Below are 16,333 nucleotides of genomic sequence, written 5' to 3' on the forward strand. Positions count from 1 at the left end.
AACGGCCGTCAACGGCCGTCAACGGCCGTCAACGGCACAGCGTGGTCGCCCGCCGCATGTGGGACAGCTTCTCCGGGTTACGCACCGCGTAGAGCGCGGTGATCACACCGTCGTCGACGCGCAGCGTGACCACCGAGTCGATCTCGCCGTCGAACCGGAGGACCAACGCCGGGTAGCCGTTGACCTCGGCGGGTCGCAGCGACATGGCGGCCACCTGGACCTTCCTGCTGGCCAGCAGCCGGGCCACCTTGTCGGCCCCGCTGACCGGCCGCAGCAGCGCCTGTTTGATCCCGCCTCCGTCGCCGAGGAGCACGACATCCGGCGCGAGAACGTCGAGCAGGCCCTGCACGTCGCCGACCTCGACGGCCCGCCGGAACGCGTCCAGCGCCCGCCGGGCGTCCGCCGGGGAGACCATCCCCCGGGGCCGGCGCGCCGCGACGTGCGTTCGTGCCCGGTGCGCGATCTGACGGACGGTGGCTGGGCTCTTGTCGACCGCCTCGGCGATCTCGTCGTACGCCAGGTCGAAGACCTCGCGGAGGACGAACACCGCACGCTCGGTCGGCGCGAGTGTCTCCAGCACCAGCATCATCGCCATCGAGACGCTCTCGGCGAGTTCGACGTCCTCGGCGACGTCGGGCGCGGTCAACAGTGGCTCCGGCAACCAACTGCCGACGTAGGACTCCCTGCGCCGGCCGACCGCCCGGAGCCGGTTGAGCGACAGCCGGGTGGTGATCCGGACCAGGTAGGACCGCTGGTCCCGCACCGCCGGAAGATCCACGTCCGCCCACCGCAGCCAGGTCTCCTGGAGTACGTCCTCCGCGTCGGCGGCCGAGCCGAGCATCTCGTAGGCGACCGTGAAGAGCAGGTTTCGGTGGGCAACGAACGCGTCGACAGCGGGCTGCCCGCTGCCGTCCGCGCTGATGATTCCGCCCTCGGCATCCATGCGTCCTCCAGTCTCGTCGATCTCGGCCGCCTCGCCCACCAGACACCGGCCGCCCACCTCCTGTGACACCCGATGCCGGTGCTCCTCGTCACTCGGGGCGGGTTGTCACAGCGCACCGGCCGGCGGTGTCTCCTGTGCGAACCGACGAGGAGGAAATCTCATGAATCTGGCTCTGTGGATCGCGGCCGGACTGCTGGCCGCGTTGGCCCTGGCCGGCGGCATCACCAAGACGTTCGTACCCAAGGAGAAGTTGGCGGCGGCCAACGGCGGAGGGTGGACCGACGGTGCCAGCGTCGGCTTCGTCAAAACCCTCGGGGTCCTTGAAATCCTGGCCGCGGCCGGTCTCATCCTGCCCGCCGTACTGGACGTCGCACCGGTGCTGGTGCCGGTGACCGCCATCTGCTGGATGGTGCTGATGGTCGGCGCGATGATCACCCACCTGCGTCACGACGAGGCCAGGTTCATCGTGCTGAACCTGGCCTACCTCGCGGTCGCCGCCTTCGTGGCCTGGGGCCGTCTCGACTCCTCGCCCTTCACCGGCTGACCGACCTCGTCCCGCTACCCTCACCCGATGAGTTCGCGGACCGCGCTGAGGAGACGAACGAAACACGCTCTGGTGGCCGTGTCCGTCACGCTGGGCCTGCTGTCCTGCCTGTGGGTTCTGTCCTTCGTGTGGTTGCAGATGTTCAAGACCGAGGGAGAGTTGCCACCGACGTCGCGGATGCCGCAGGTGCCGGCCGGAGCAAAGGTCACCGACGAGGGCATGGAATGCGCCTCCGGTGGGTGCTGGCGAACGATCACCGTGGCGCCGGCGGCGGGCCAGTCCTCAGCGGACCTGGCACGGGAGATGGGTCTCTCCAAGGAGCTGATCCTGCCGCCGACCCTCTTCGACCCCGCGTCTGTCTACGTGGGGGCCCACCCGGAAGACGGCGAGCTGATCGTCCACATCGGCTATCGGTGAGCGCCGCGACAGGACGCGCCGGCTGACGATCCGGCACGCGGGTCGGTGCGGCGACACTTGTGCCCGAGCTGCGAGAAGCGAGATCATCACGCATGATCGATCCCTCGCCCGAGGACGACGGGACTCCAGCTGCCTCGCCTCACCTCTCAAGGAGACACAGCCACGTGAAGAAACTATCGAGCGTCGCGTCCGTGCTCGCCCTCTCCGTCGGTATCGCCATCGCCCCGGCGGCTACTGCCTCCGCCGCTACCGACCGGAGCGGCGCGGAACGGCTGAACATCCCGAACAGCAGTGCGTGCAAGGCCGGCCGTACTGTCATGCAGGGCATGGTGGCGGGGCCGGGCGGTCAGCTCTACATCATCTTCACGAAGGCGGCCGGCGCGGAGCCGGTCCTGTCCCGGTGGCTTCGTGACGGCTCGACCTGGGACGGCGCCAGCTGGGTCTGCGCCGGTGCCCCCACCTCCATCCCGACACTCGGCCACGGCAACGACCTCGCCTACAACGCGAACTATCTGGGGCAGGGTCCTGCCTTGATCGCCACCCAGGGAAGCCAGTCCGCATTCCTGAGCGACAAGGTGACAATCGTTCGCCTGAACGCCAACGGAACCATCGGCACAACCAGCGAGGTGCGGCTGCCGATCGGCAACATCAGCGGCCTCTGCTACAGCGCGACGGCTGCCGGTGGAGCCGGCAAGTACGCGGCCCGCCGGTTGGGCAGTCTGTGGACCCATCCCGGCGCTGGCGCGCTCACCAGTGGTTGGACGCTGGTCAAGAGCAACCTGACGAGTCACGACAATCGTTCGGACCAGGGCATCGACTGCTCCGAGAACTACATCTGGAACACCAAGTCGATCAACACCTCAACGCCCACCACCGGGTGGAACTGGGTGTACCAGTACAACTGGTCCGGGGGCGACGTGGAGAGCGACATCGGCATCCCGGGCAACAACCTGACCGACGAGATCGAAGATGTCACCCACGTCGGCAGCGAGTTCTTCGTCGGCATCAACCGCAACGACGGGCTGGCCGACACCGTGAAGGTGCTCACCGAGTAGCCCCAAGCTGAACGGGGTGCGCCCGCACGCACCCGTGGACGGGGGTCGCTGGGCGTGTCGCCTGGCGGCCCCCCGACGCGGATCGCCGGTCGCCCGTCGCCCGTCGCCCGTCGCCCGTCGCCCGTCGCCCGTCGCCCGTCGCCCGTCGCCCGTCGCCCGTCGCCCGTCATGATCGTGCTCGATCCTGGATCGAGTGGCCTCCCGGCGCCAGCGACACCACTACATCATGGATCGAGCACGATCATGCCCAACGCCAGCGGGGTTGAGGCCGGGTGGCCCAGCAAGATCCGTGCAACATCCCTGATGTTGCTGCCTCCGCAGCCCCTGACACAGCAACATCCGAGAAGTTGCGCAGATCTTGCCGGCAGGTGGGTGATGCGGGGTGAGCAGGCGACAGGCGGGCAGGCGGGGCCGGGCGGGCCGGGGGCCGGGCGGGTGCGGGGGACGTCAGCGGCGCAACGTGAGGATCAGGTCGGCCACCAGGGCGGTCCAGCCGGTCTGGTGCCAGGCACCCAGGCCCGCGCCGTTGTCGCCGTGGAAGTACTCCGGGAAGGCGATCAGGTCCCGCCAGTCCGGGTGGGTCTGAAACAGCTGCGCGGCGCCGTAGATCGGGCGTCGACCCCAGTCATCCTGGGTGAAGAGCGCGATCAGCCGGGCCGAGAGGTCGTCGGCGATCTCGTCCAGGGTGCGCTTCACACCGGAGCGGGTCGGGTACTCCACCTGGAGGTCGTCGCCGAAGAACGCCGCGTAGTCCCGCAACGCGCTGATCAGCAGGAAGTTCGTCGGCATCCAGATCGGACCACGCCAGTTCGAGTTGCCTCCGAACAGCCCGCTGGTCGACTCGGCCGGCTCGTAGCCGACGGAGAACTCCTGCCCGCCGAGGGTGACCGAGAACGGCTTGTCCAGGTGCGCGCGGGACAGCGTACGGAGGCCGAACTCGGAGAGGAACTCGTCGGGGTCGAGCATCCGGGCGAGCAGCCGGACCACCTGCTCCGGGCCGACCATTGACAACAGCCGCTGCTGCCGGCCGTCGGGGCCCAGCCGGCGGGTGCCGATCACCTGGGCGTACTCCGGGCGGTTGGTCAGGAACCAGCGCAACCGCGCGCCCAGCTCCGGCAGACGGTGCAGGGTCTTCGCGGTGAGCCGGGTGGTGGCGGCCAACGGCAGCAATCCGACCACCGAACGGACCTTCAGCGGCACCTTCGTGCCGTCGGCGAGGCGCAGCACGTCGTAGAAGAAGGCGTCCTCCTCGTCCCACAACCCCTGCTCGTACGCGGCGGCGGCGATGTAGGCGAAGTGCTCGAAGAACTTGGTGGCGGTGTCCACCCAGGTCCGGTCGTGTTCGGCGAGCACGATCGCGATGTCCAGCAGGTTGAGGGCGTACATGCCCATCCAGCCGGTGCCGTCGGACTGTTCCAGCACACCGGCCACCGGCAGCGCCGCCGAGCGGTCGAACGGCCCGACGTTGTCGAGCCCGAGGAAACCGCCCTCGAAGACGTTGTTGCCGCCGGTGTCCTTGCGGTTGACCCACCAGGTGAAGTTGATCAGCAGCTTGTGCATCACCCGGGCCAGGAAGTCGTGGTCCCGGCTGCCGTCGATCTCGAACACCTTCAGCGCCGCCCAGGCGTGCACCGGCGGGTTCACGTCACCGAACGCCCACTCGTACGCCGGGATCTGGCCGTTGGGGTGCAGGTACCACTCGCGGAGCAGGAGCAGCAGTTGCTCCTTGGCGAAGCTCGGGTCGACCCGGGCGATGCTCACGCAGTGGAAGGCCAGGTCCCAGGCCGCGTACCAGGGGTATTCCCACGGGTCGGGCATGGAGATGACGTCGAAGCTGGTCATGTGCCACCAGGCGCTGTTGCGCCCGTGCCGACGCCCGGCCGGCGGCGTGGAACCCGGGTCGCCTTCCAGCCACCGCTTGACGTCGAAGTGGTAGAACTGCTTGCCCCACATCAGCCCGGCGATGGCCTGCCGGGCGACCAGCGCCTCGTCGGGGGTGGCGGCCGGCGGGATCACCCCGGCGAAGAACCGGTTCGCCTCGGCCCGTCGCGCCCACACCACTGCCTCGAAGCCCTCGCTGAGGTCGGCCGGGGGCGGCGGCGCGGCGGCCGGCGGCGACGCGGTACGGGTGAGCCGCAGCCGGATCTGGCGCTGCTCGCCGGCCGGCACGTCGAGCACGTAGTGCAGTGCACCCTTGGTGCCCTCCCGGGCCGGGTTGACGGTGGCCGCGCCGTTGACGACGTGGTCGTTGATGCCGTCCTTCGGGTACTTCGACCGGCCGGGCAGGCCCCACAGCCGTTCGGCGTTGGTGTCGTTGTCACAGAGCAGCGGCACGGGGCCGCCGTCGCCCTCCAGCAGCAGTTGCCCGAGCACCCGGTGCTCGCCGACGAGCCGGGTGCCCTGGCCGGTGAGCCGGGGGATCCGGTCGCCACCGGGCAGGCCCCAGGACCAGGTGTTACGGAACCACAGGGTGGGCAGGACGTGCAGGGTCGCCGCCTGGTCGCCCCGGTTGGCGACGGTCACCACCATGCAGAGGTCGGTCGGGGACGCCTTGGCGTAGTCGACGGTCACCGCCCAGTACCGGTCGTCGTCGAAGATCCCGGTGTCGACCAGCTCGTACTCGGTGTCGTCGCGGCCGCGCAACGCGTTCACCGCGACGAGTTCGTCGTACGGGAAGGCGGCCTGCGGGTAGTGGTAGCGCCAGCGCATCCAGGAGTGCGTGGGCGTGGAGTCCTCGTACCACCAGTACTCCTTGACGTCCTCGCCGTGGTTGCCGCCGTCGCCGCCGAGGCCGAACATCCGCTCCTTGAGGATCGGGTCCTTGCCGTTCCAGAGGGCGAGGGCGAAGGCGAAGGTCTGTCGGTCGTCGCAGACGCCGGCCATCCCGTCTTCATTCCACCGGTAGGCTCTGGACCGCGCGTGGTCGTGCGGGAAGTAGTCCCAGGCCGTACCGTGCTCGCTGTAGTCCTCCCGTACCGTCCCCCACGCCCGTTCGGACAGATAGGGACCCCATGCACGCCAGTCCTGCTCCCCCGAGTCGGCCTGGGCGAGCCGGAGCCGCTCAGCGTCGGGTGGCGAGGCGTCGGAGGACGATCGGTCAGTGATCACGTGCACATCTTTGACGTCGCCGCGGTACTTGACCACAGCGGCCATTCTCGTCGTGGCGTGTTACACCTTGCCGCCGGTGGAGGAAACTTGATCGACATTCACTTCGGCCCGCAGGTCTGCGGCGATCTGACCAGCGCCGCGAGCCGGGAGTGGCTGGTCCCCGACGGTCTCGGCGGCTACGCGATGGGCACTGTCGGCGGGCTGCGGACCCGTCGCTACCACGGTCTGTTGGTGGTTTCCGGCGAAACGCCGGCGTCCCGCCAGGTGGGACTGGTCAGTCTCGATCCGGCGGTCACACTGCCGTCCGGCACGCGGGTGCGCCTCGGCGCGCACGAGTGGGCCTCGGGTGACGTCGACCCGCGCGGCTTCGAGCTGTTGGAGCGCTTCGACCTGGTCGACGGGCTGCCCCGGTGGCGGTGGCGGATCGGCGACGTGGTGATCGAACGGGAGCTGGCCATGCTGCCCGGCCGCTCCTGTGTCGCGGTGGTGCACCGGCTGGTCGCCGGTGGCCCCGTCCGGCTGGAGCTGTCGGCCGCCTGCACCTGGCGGGACGCGCACGGCGAACGGCGGGCCGACGGCCCGATCCCCCAGGTCGAGGCGGTTGCCGACGGCGCGGTGGTCGAGGGCGCGTACCGGCTCGCCGGCCCGGGTTGGGCCCCCGAGGGGCAGTGGTGGCTGGGCGTGCACCATCGCGAGGAGGCCAACCGGGGGCTGCACCCGGACGAGGACGTCTGGTACGCGGGCCGTTTCTCCGGTGAGCTGGAACGCCCCGGTGACACCGTGTCGGTGCGGGCCTGGGCCGGTCGACTCGACGAGGAGCCGCCGCCGGCGACGGAGATCGTGGCGACGGCCCGACGGCGCAACCGGCGGGTGGTGGCGACGGCGAAGCCGGCCGACGACGTGGCGGCGACCCTGACGCTGGCCGCCGACGCGTTCGTGGTGCGCACCGAACACGCGGCGGTGGACGTGGTCGCCGGGTACCCGTGGTTCGGGGCCTGGTCGAGGGACACGATGATCTCGTACGAGGGGTTGTTCCTCTGCACCGGCCGCGCCGACGAGGGGCGGGACCTGCTGCGGGCGTACGCGGCGACGCTGTCCGAGGGGATGCTCGCCAACACTGCCGACACCGGTCGGGTGGAGTACAACACCGTCGACGGCACGTTGTGGTTCCTGCACGCGGTGAGCCGGCACGTCACCGTCACCGGCGACACCGACCTCGGCGACGCGTTGCTGCCCGCCCTGCACACGGTGATCGACGCTCATGTCGCCGGCACCCGGTACGGGATCCGCGTCGACCCGACCGACGGCCTGCTCACCCAGGGTGCCGCCGGCACCGCGCTGACCTGGATGGATGCCCGGGTGTACGGGGTGCCGGTCACCCCGCGTACCGGCAAGCCGGTCGAGGTCAACGCGTTGTGGATCAATGGCCTGGCCGGGCTCGCGGAGCTGACCGAGCTGGCCGGACGGAACGCCGACGGGCTGTGGCGACTCCACGCGCAGGCCACCGCCTCGTTCCGGGAGCGGTTCCCGGCGCCGACCGGGTGGTTGCACGACGTGCTGGACGCGCCCGCGCCGGCGTACCCGTTGGGTGGGGCGGCCCTGCACGACGACGACGCGTTGCGCCCCAACCAGCTGCTGGCCTGGTCGCTGCCGTACGCGCCGATGGAGCCGGACGAGCAGACGCTGCGCCGGGTGGCGGCGGGGCTGCTCACCCCGCTCGGGCCGCGCAGTCTCGCACCGGACTCCGCGGAGTTCGTGGGCCGGCACCGGGGTGGCCCCGCCGACCGGGACGGGGGCTACCACCAGGGCACTGTGTGGCCGTGGTTGCTCGGCCCGTACGTGGATGCCGCCCGCCGGGAGAAGATGTCCGTCGATGACGTGTTCGTCGGCATTGAGTCCCATTTGATGGAATATGGGATAGGCTCGGTGAGCGAGACGGCCGATGGCCTCGCGCCGCACACCGCTACCGGGTGCCCGTTCCAGGCATGGTCGGTGGCCGAGCTGCTGCGGGTGCGGCGAAAGAGCCAGTAGCGCTTTACACGACCGCAACGGTGGTGTCGCCGCTGGTTATCGCGATCCCGGCAGGATTGGCCCCGATCCAGACGCGACGGCGACATCGATTCCGGTGTCGGTCGGCGCGCGCCCGGGGACAACTCAAAGGGGGCCGCATGTCACTCGATGCCCACGTGATCGACATCAACCCCGCCCGACAGCTGCGGGTGCTGATGCTCTCCTGGGAGTACCCGCCGGTGCTCGTCGGCGGTCTCGGTCGACACGTGCACGCCCTCTCCGTCGCCCTCGCCGCCGCCGGCCACGAGGTCACCGTGGTCACCCGGCACAGCGAGGGCGCGCCCCTGGAGGAGTACGCCGAGGGCGTACGCATCCTGCGCGCTCCCGAGGACCCGGTCACCTTCCCCCTCGCCACCGGTTCGCTGCTGGCCTGGACGATGGCCTTCAACCACACCCTCACCCGCACCGCGCTGCGCGCCACCGAAGCCGGCTCGTACGACGTCATCCACGCCCACGACTGGCTCGTCGCCCACACGGCCGTCACCCTCGCCGAGCACCTGGACCTGCCCCTGGTCACCACCATGCACGCCACCGAGGCCGGTCGGCACCAGGGCTGGCTGCCGGAGGAGATGAACCGCACCATCCACGGCGTCGAGCACTGGCTCAGCAATTCCTCCGTCCGGGTGATCACCTGTTCCGGGTACATGCGCGAGCAGGTGACCACGCTCTTCGACATGCCGGCCAGCCAGGTCGACGTGGTACCCAACGGGGTCGACGACCGGGCCTGGCGGGCCCGTCCCCGAGCTGTCGCGTCGGCCCGGGCGCGCTTCGCCGGGGACGGCCCGCTGGTCGGGTACGCCGGACGGCTGGTCTACGAGAAGGGTGTCCAGCACCTGGTGCACGCCGTACCCCGGCTGCGGGAGCGGCATCCGGGGCTGCGCGTGGTGATCGCCGGCGACGGCCCGTACCGCACCGAGTTGGAGGCGGAGGCCCGGCGGCTGGCGCTGAGTTCGACGGTCCGGTTCACCGGCTTTCTCGACGCCACCCAACTGCCGGCGATGCTCGGCGCCACCGACGCGACAGTGGTCCCCAGCCTCTACGAGCCGTTCGGCATGGTGGCGCTGGAGGCGGCAGCCGCCGGAGCGCCCCTCGCCGTGGCCCGGACCGGGGGTCTCGCCGAGATCGTCGAACCCGGCGTGACCGGGGTGACGTTCCCGCACAGTGACCCGGACGCGCTCGCCGGCGCGGTCGGCCAACTGCTCGGCGACGAGGTCTTCGCCCGACGGCTGGCCCGCCAGGCACGCACCATGGTCGGCGAACGGTACGGCTGGGCGACCATCGCGGCCCGCACCGCCGCCAGCTACGCCACCGCTCGGCGCGAACACGGCCCCGTCCAGGCCCGCCGCGCCGCTGCCCGGCTGGCCGGCGGACGGACCCGGATCGCCATCCCGGAGGGGAATCTGCTGACCCGGGCCGACCCCGCCGCGTGCTGACGTACGTCGGATGACCTATAGGTGACTTCCGATCCGCTGGTTAGGGTGTAGCCCGAACAGCGGCTGAGGAGGAGCGTGCACAGGTGCTGATCGCCGGTCGGTACCGACTGCTCGACCTTGTGGGTCGCGGGGGCATGGGTCGGGTGTGGCGCGCCCGCGACGAGATGCTGCACCGCGAGGTGGCGGTCAAGGAGATCGTGCCACCGAGTTGGCTTGACGATCGTGGCCGGGCCGAGGTGCGCCTGCGCACCATGCGGGAGGCGCGGGCGGCGGCCCGGCTCAACCACCCCGCCGTGGTCCGGCTCTACGACGTGGTCGCGGTCGACGACAGCCCCTGGATCGTGATGGAGTACGTCCCGTCCCGCACCCTCCAGGACGTCGTGGACGCCGAGGGGCCCCTGGAGCCCGCCCGCGCGGCCCGGATCGGTCTGGCCGTGCTCGACGCATTGCAGGCCGCGCACAGCGCCGGGGTGCTGCACCGCGACATCAAACCGCAGAACGTGCTCGTGGCGCACGACGGGCGGGTGATGCTCACCGACTTCGGGCTGGCCACCTTCGACGGTGGCGACGGCGCGATGACCCGCCCCGGCATGGTCCTCGGCTCTCCGCAGTACGTGGCCCCGGAGCGGGCCTCCGACGGGGTGTCCTCGGTGGCCGCCGACCTGTGGTCGCTCGGCGCGACACTGCACGCCGCCGTGGAGGGGCAGTCCCCGTACGCCCGCAGCACCGCGATGGCCACCCTGAGCGCGCTGGCCGCCGGTCCGCCGGACCCGGCCCCGCACGCCGGCGCGCTCGCGCCGGTGCTGCACGGGCTGCTCCGCCGCAACCCGGACGACCGCCTCGGCCACGACGCGGCCCGTCGGTTGCTCAGGACGGCAGCGGGCGGCCGGGCCGACCCACCGGCGGTGACCGACCGCCCCTCGGCCGACGGGCCGGCGCCGGGGGCGCTCGACCCGGGCACCGCCGCCGACGACCTCGACCCCACCATTCCGCTGCCCGACCCGGCCGCGACGGAAGCCGGTGCTGCCTCCCCCGCACCGGACCCGTCCGCCGCCGGGCGTACCGCGCGCCGGGTGGCGGTGGTCGCCGTGGCGCTGCTGGTGGCCGTGGTGGCCGGCGTCGGCACCGCACTGACCATCACCGGTGACAAGCCCGGCGACGTCACCGGGTGGTCCTCTCCGACGCCGGGCGCCGGGCCGCTCGGTCCCGGCCCGCTGCCGAGGGGACGCGGTGTTCCCCCACCCCCGTTCGCGTGTGTCCGCCCGGACATCGTCGGGACGCCCGTACGGGCCGGCACTCCGAGCGCGGGCGACGGGTTCCAACCGCCGCCCGGCTGGATCTGGTACGCCGACGTCACCGGCTTCCGGGTCTCCGTACCGGCGACGTGGTGGACCTCCCGCGACGGCACTGTGGTGTGCTTCCAGGACCCGGCGACCGGCCGGGCCTTCAGCGTCGCCGAGGGCGGCGCTGTCGATCCGCTGCAGCGGGTGCGCGCCCTCCGCGACAAGGCAGCCGCGGCGGGGGCCCTGCCCGGCTACGACGAGATCCGGCTCGCCACCGGCGACGGCGCCGCCGAGTGGGAGTGTCGCTGGCAGACACCGCACGGGCGGTGGCTGCGCGCCCGCCAGCAGACCCTCGGCGCCGACCGCTGGACGCTGGGTTGGATCACCTTCGACGAGGACTGGACCGGGGCGGCCGGCGACTGGGAAATGGTGCGAAAGAGTTTCCGACCACCCCGCTGACCTGCACCGTATGGCCATGATCCGGACCACCGTCCGGTCTGGATCGAGGCCGCACAGTGGATGAGAAAGCCGACATTGGTGGCTATCGTGGATCCCGGGGTGACCGAGGGGGAGCGACCGTGCATCAGTTGCTGATCGCGGGTCGGTACCGGCTGCTCGACCTGGTCGGCACCGGCGGAATGGGCCGGGTGTGGCTTGCTCGCGACGAGATGCTGCACCGCGACGTGGCGCTGAAGGAGGTCGTGCCGCCGTCCTGGCTGGCCGAGACCGAACGTGCGGAGTTGCGGCTGCGCACCCTGCGGGAGGCACGCACCGCCGCCCGGCTCAACCATCCCAACGTGGTCCGCCTCTACGACGTGGTGCACGACCGGGACAGCCCCTGGATCGTGATGGAGTACGTGCCATCCCGGTCGGTGCAGCAGATCATCAGCGCCGAAGGGCCACTGAGTCCGCCGCGCACCGCCCGGATCGGGCTGGCGGTGCTCGCCGCGTTGCGGGCCGCGCACGCCGCCGGAGTGCTGCACCGCGATGTGAAGCCGCACAACGTGCTCGTGGCCGACGACGGGCGGGTGATGCTCACCGACTTCGGGTTGGCCACCTTCGACGGCGGCGACGGCACGATGACCGGGCCCGGCACGGTGCTCGGCTCACCGCAGTTCGTCGCGCCGGAGCGGGCCCGCGAAGGGGTGTCCGACGCGCGTACCGACATGTGGTCGCTGGGCGCGACGCTCTACGCGACGGTCGAGGGGCAGTCACCGTACGCGAGGTCGAGCGCCATGGCGACGCTCAGCGCACTGGCCACCGAACCACCTGACCCGATGCGTCGGGCCGGCCCGTTGCGTCCCGTCCTCACCGGCCTGTTGCAGCGGGACCCCTGGCGGCGGCTGACCGCCCTCGAGGTGGAGCCGCTGTTGCGCAGCGCCGCGGCGAGCCCCGACGAGCCCGCCGCGCCGGCCCGGTCGGCGGCGGTCGCGGCGGTCCGCAGCGCCGGCCGGGCGAGCACGCCCCACCCGGTCGAACCGGCGCCTCCGTCGGACGAACCGGCGACGCAGACCCCGCGCCCACCGCGCCGGACCGTCCGGCGACGCCGCCTGATCGCCCTGGGCGGTGCGGCGGCGGCCCTGCTCGTCGCGGGCGGCGTCACGCTGGCCCTGGTCGGTCGGCACGATGAGCGGACCCCACCGTCCGGCGCGGGTGGCGGCGCACCGACCCACCGGCCGGCGGCGTTCGCCTGCGCGTCGTCCCCGCCACCGTCGGCCACCCCGGTGGTGTCGGTGTCCCCGCCGGCCGACGCGAGATACCGGCTGCCCGAGGGGTGGACCTGGCACGACGACCCGACCGGGTTCCGGATCGCCGCGCCGGTGGGCTGGGCGCGCTGGACCGAAGGTCCGGTGACCTGCTTCCGCAGGTCCAGCGGGTCCCGGGTGCTCAGCGTCGAGGCGGGTCCGGCCCGCGCGGATCCGGTGGCGTACTGGAAGGCCGAGGAGTCGCGGTTGACCACGAGCGCGGCATTGCCGGGTTATCGCAAGGTGGACATCTCCGCGATGGACATCTTCGAGGGCGGCGCGGTGTGGGAGTGCGGCTGGCTGAACGCCCTCGGCGTTGCGGTGCACAGTTTCCGGCTGCTGATCAACACGTCGGCGGGCCGCTCGTACACCGTCTCCTGGTTGACAGAAGAGTTCGACTGGCAGGTCAACGCGGCATACTTGCCGATGATCCGGCAGAGCTTCACCCCCACCCCGTAACTCCGTCCGATGTGGACCTGACGGGTGATGCCCCTGCGGCGCTGAGGCTGACTACAGTGGCGTAGTTTTGGGCGCTCAAGATCCTTGGGGAGGGTGAGCCGAGATGATGGGACCGCAACACGCGCTGTCCGGCGCGGCGGTGTGGTTGGCTGGCTCCTGGGCACTGGAGCAGTTCGCCGACTACCACCAGTCGCCGCTCGCGTTGGCGGTGGGCACCGCGGTGTGCGCCGGTGGCGCGCTCTTCCCCGACCTCGACATGTCGGGCAAGGTGACCAAGAACCAGGGTGGGGCCACCGTGGCCCGTACCTTCGGGGTCTTCTCGCTCTTCGCCGCCGAGGTGATGGAGAAGGTCTCCCTCGGGGTCTACTACGCCACGAAGCTCAGCAAGGATCCGCGCCGCAACAACGGGCACCGGACGCTGACCCACACGCTGCCGTTCACCGTGCTGGTCGGCTGGGGCACCACCGCGCTCTGCGCCGCGTACGGCAAGTGGGCCGTCATCACCATCCTGTTCTTCATGTTCGGCCTGGCGCTGCGCGGGCTGTTCGACGAGTGGGCCGAGCGGGCCGGCTGGGTGATCATCACTCTCGCGTCGGCCGGGGCGGCCTGGTTCACCTACGCCAACCTGCCGGGCGGACGCGGCTATCCGCTGATCGGCACCGCGCTGGGCGTGGGCTGCTTCGTGCACATCCTCGGCGACATGATCACCCGTGCCGGCGTGCCGATCCTCTGGCCGATCCCGATCAAGCGGCGCATGTGGATGATGATCGGCCTGCCGAACCGCATCGCCCTGCGCGTCGGCAGCAAGGCCGAGGTGGTCGGCATGCGCATCGCGCTGACCGCCGTCTCGGCGCTCGCCACCGTCGGCCTGGTCGCGCCCTCCGTGCTGAGCCGATTCGACATCGAGATATGACCGGTCCGGCGCCGGTCGTCCCGCCGGTCGCCGACGAGCGCGTACCGGAGTTCTGCCGCGCGCTGGGGCTGCCGGGCCTCGCCGACGTGCACGTGCACTTCCTGCCGCCGCGACTGCTGCGTCGGGTGTGGGCCTACTTCGACGCCGCCGGGCCGCTGGTCGGCACCGAGTGGCCGATCCGTTACCGGTGGAGCGACGCCGACCGGGTCGCGCACCTGCGCCGGCTCGGGGTGCGGGCGTTCAGCGCGCTGGCGTACGCGCACCGGCCGGGCATGGCGGCCGACCTCAACCGCTGGACGCTGGACTTCGCCCGCGACACCCCGGGCTGCCTGGCCTCGGCCACGTTCTACCCGGAGCCGGAGGCCCCCGCGTACGTCGAGGCGGCCCTCGCCGAGGGTGCCCGGCTGTTCAAGCTGCACCTGCAGGTCGGCGGTTTCGCACCGACCGATCCGGCACTGGACCAGGTGTGGGGAATGCTGTCGGACGCGGGTGTGCCGGTGGTGGTGCACGCCGGGCACGCCCCGGTGGGCACCGCCCACACCGGCCCGGACCCGTTCGCCGCCCTGCTCGCCCGCCACCCTCGGCTGACCGCCGTGGTGGCGCACCTGGGCGCCCCGGATTACCGGGCGTTCCTGGACCTCGCCGAGACGTACGAGCGGGTTCGGCTGGACACCACAATGGCGTTCACGCCCTTCTTCGACCAGTTCGTCCCCTTCCCCGCCGACGAGTTGCCCCGGTTGCGGGAGCTGGGGCTGGCCGGCAAGGTGCTGCTGGGCAGCGACTTCCCGAACATCCCGTACCCGTACGCCGATCAGGTGGCCGGGCTGGCCCGGCTGGACCTGGGCGACGACTGGCTGCGCGCGGTCTGCTGGGACAGCGCCGCCGCCCTCTTCGACCTCGCCTGACCCGCCGCACCCTCCCGCCGCCGCGCCCGCCGCGCCCGCCGCGCCCGCCGCGCCCGCCGCCCCGCCGCCCCGCCGCGCCCGCCGCACCCTCCCGCCACCCCCGCCGCGCCCTCAAGATCGTGCTCGATCCTTGGTGTAGCGGCTTCCGCGACGACCCGAGGGGACTACAACCAGGATCGAGCGCGATCTTGAGGCGTGCCAGGAGCGCAGCCCCGGGGCCCGAGGGCCGGACACGGACTGAATTCTTTTCGACATCGGCTATTGACGTCGCCGTAACAGGTGGCCTAGCGTCCTGTCGAACCGCTTCGTCGAAGCGCTTCGACGAAGTCTCCGGGAGCGGTTCCACAGCAGGCCAAAGGAGGTACGCGGTGGCCACCATGCACGACGTCGCCCGCCTCGCCCACGTCTCGGTCAGCACCGTCTCGTACGTGCTCACCGGCGCCCGGCCGATCTCGCAGGCCACCCGCAACAAGGTGCTCGCCGCGATGGCACAGCTCGACTACCAGCCCAACGCGATGGCCCGAGGGCTGGCCAGTCGCCGCAGCCGGATCCTCGGCCTGCTGATGCCGATGGACGAGCGGGGCCTCGGTGCCACCGAGACCGCCTTCGTCACCGGTGCCGCCGCCGCGGCCAGCGTCGCCGGCTACCACCTGGTGCTCTCGCCGGTCGGCGGGGGCAACCTCGACGACCTGCGCCGGCTGGCCAGCCAGCGGATGCTCGACGGGGTCGTGCTGATGGAGGTGCAGCTGGCCGACGAGCGGGTCACCGTGCTCCAGGAGGCGGGGGTGCCGCTGGTGCTGATCGGCCGCACCGCCGACACCAGCACGCTCTCCTACGTCGACATCGACTTCGACCAGACCGTCCGGGACGCCGTCGCGCACCTGGTCGGTCTCGGGCACCGGCAGATCGTCTACGTCAACCACTCGGCCGCCACACTGGCCAGCGGTTACGGGCCGGCGCTGCGTACCCGGGACGCCTTCACCTCGGCGATGACCGGACACGGCCTGGATCCGGTGATGATCGCCGCCGAGGACAGCGCCGCCGGCGGGCGGGCCGCCCTGGCCGCCGCGTTCGCGCAGGCCCCGGAGCTGACCGCGGTGCTGGCCATGAACGAGACGGCGATCTTCGGCATCCTCGGCGAGCTGACCGGCCGGGGGTTGTCGGTGCCCGACGACGTCTCCGTCGTCTCGATGGTCACCTCGCCGCAGGTCGCCGAACTGGCCACCCCCGCGCTGACCGCGATGACGTCCCCCGGTTCGGCGCTGGGCCGGATCGCGATCGAGGCGCTGACGCGCCACCTGGACGGCCCCGCCGACCTTCGTCACCAGCAACTGCTGCCGTGCACGTTGGAGATCCGGGGGTCGACCGCCGCACCCCGGCGGCCGGCACTGGCTACCTCTGGTCCGGCGTCGAACGACGGCGGCTGACCAGCTAAGACGGCCCGCCATCGCGCTGCAA

At 71.6% G+C, this 16,333-nt stretch carries 12 protein-coding genes; 10 read left to right on the forward strand and 2 right to left on the reverse strand.

What is annotated here, in order from left to right:
* Nucleotides 1–28 precede the first annotated feature (28 nt).
* Entirely contained in the window at nucleotides 29–1,012 is a 984-nt protein-coding gene (locus tag ACX27O_RS30155; RefSeq protein WP_374224260.1) for an RNA polymerase sigma-70 factor, read from the reverse strand.
* A gap of 91 nt (nucleotides 1,013–1,103) precedes the next feature.
* Between ACX27O_RS30155 and ACX27O_RS30160 the strand changes: the two genes are divergently transcribed.
* The 3 genes from ACX27O_RS30160 (at nucleotide 1,104) to ACX27O_RS30170 (ending at nucleotide 2,959) form a co-directional block, all read left to right on the forward strand.
* The gene (locus ACX27O_RS30160) at nucleotides 1,104–1,487 is read left to right on the forward strand and encodes a DoxX family protein (protein WP_210858820.1); all 384 of its coding nucleotides are present in this window, start codon (nucleotides 1,104–1,106) and stop codon (nucleotides 1,485–1,487) included.
* A 27-nt stretch (nucleotides 1,488–1,514) separates the two neighbouring features.
* Nucleotides 1,515–1,904, forward strand: coding sequence for a hypothetical protein (locus ACX27O_RS30165; RefSeq protein WP_210858822.1), 390 nt, complete (start codon nucleotides 1,515–1,517; stop codon nucleotides 1,902–1,904).
* Between the two features lie 164 nt (nucleotides 1,905–2,068).
* On the forward strand, nucleotides 2,069–2,959 hold the full coding sequence (locus ACX27O_RS30170; RefSeq protein WP_210858824.1) for a hypothetical protein: 891 nt from the start codon (nucleotides 2,069–2,071) through the stop codon (nucleotides 2,957–2,959).
* A 447-nt stretch (nucleotides 2,960–3,406) separates the two neighbouring features.
* On the opposite strand, the gene ACX27O_RS30175 is transcribed toward ACX27O_RS30170, so the two are convergent.
* Nucleotides 3,407–6,112 (reverse strand): MGH1-like glycoside hydrolase domain-containing protein, encoded by a 2,706-nt coding sequence (locus ACX27O_RS30175; protein ID WP_030328720.1) that lies wholly within the window; start codon nucleotides 6,110–6,112, stop codon nucleotides 3,407–3,409.
* A 42-nt stretch (nucleotides 6,113–6,154) separates the two neighbouring features.
* On the opposite strand from ACX27O_RS30175, the gene ACX27O_RS30180 reads away from it, so the two are divergent.
* The 7 genes from ACX27O_RS30180 (at nucleotide 6,155) to ACX27O_RS30210 (ending at nucleotide 16,302) form a co-directional block, all read left to right on the forward strand.
* On the forward strand, nucleotides 6,155–8,098 hold the full coding sequence (locus tag ACX27O_RS30180; RefSeq protein WP_458940461.1) for an amylo-alpha-1,6-glucosidase: 1,944 nt from the start codon (nucleotides 6,155–6,157) through the stop codon (nucleotides 8,096–8,098).
* 137 nt (nucleotides 8,099–8,235) lie between these two features.
* A complete protein-coding gene (locus ACX27O_RS30185) occupies nucleotides 8,236–9,570 on the forward strand; it encodes a glycosyltransferase family 4 protein (RefSeq protein ID WP_458940462.1) in 1,335 nt (444 codons plus the stop codon).
* An 83-nt stretch (nucleotides 9,571–9,653) separates the two neighbouring features.
* Entirely contained in the window at nucleotides 9,654–11,312 is a 1,659-nt protein-coding gene (locus ACX27O_RS30190) for a serine/threonine-protein kinase (RefSeq protein WP_458940463.1), read from the forward strand.
* A 119-nt stretch (nucleotides 11,313–11,431) separates the two neighbouring features.
* Nucleotides 11,432–13,057: a serine/threonine-protein kinase gene (locus ACX27O_RS30195; RefSeq protein ID WP_458940464.1), complete on the forward strand. Its 1,626-nt coding sequence runs from the start codon at nucleotides 11,432–11,434 to the stop codon at nucleotides 13,055–13,057.
* A 103-nt stretch (nucleotides 13,058–13,160) separates the two neighbouring features.
* Nucleotides 13,161–13,970, forward strand: coding sequence for a metal-dependent hydrolase (locus tag ACX27O_RS30200; protein ID WP_030328731.1), 810 nt, complete (start codon nucleotides 13,161–13,163; stop codon nucleotides 13,968–13,970).
* Nucleotides 13,967–14,875, forward strand: coding sequence for an amidohydrolase family protein (locus ACX27O_RS30205; protein WP_030328734.1), 909 nt, complete (start codon nucleotides 13,967–13,969; stop codon nucleotides 14,873–14,875). Before ACX27O_RS30200 ends, ACX27O_RS30205 begins: the two co-directional genes overlap by 4 nt.
* Nucleotides 14,876–15,252: 377 nt before the next feature.
* Nucleotides 15,253–16,302: a LacI family DNA-binding transcriptional regulator gene (locus tag ACX27O_RS30210; RefSeq protein ID WP_245233779.1), complete on the forward strand. Its 1,050-nt coding sequence runs from the start codon at nucleotides 15,253–15,255 to the stop codon at nucleotides 16,300–16,302.
* Nucleotides 16,303–16,333 lie beyond the last annotated feature (31 nt).

It is taken from the genome of Micromonospora sp. SD19 (assembly GCF_054462275.1).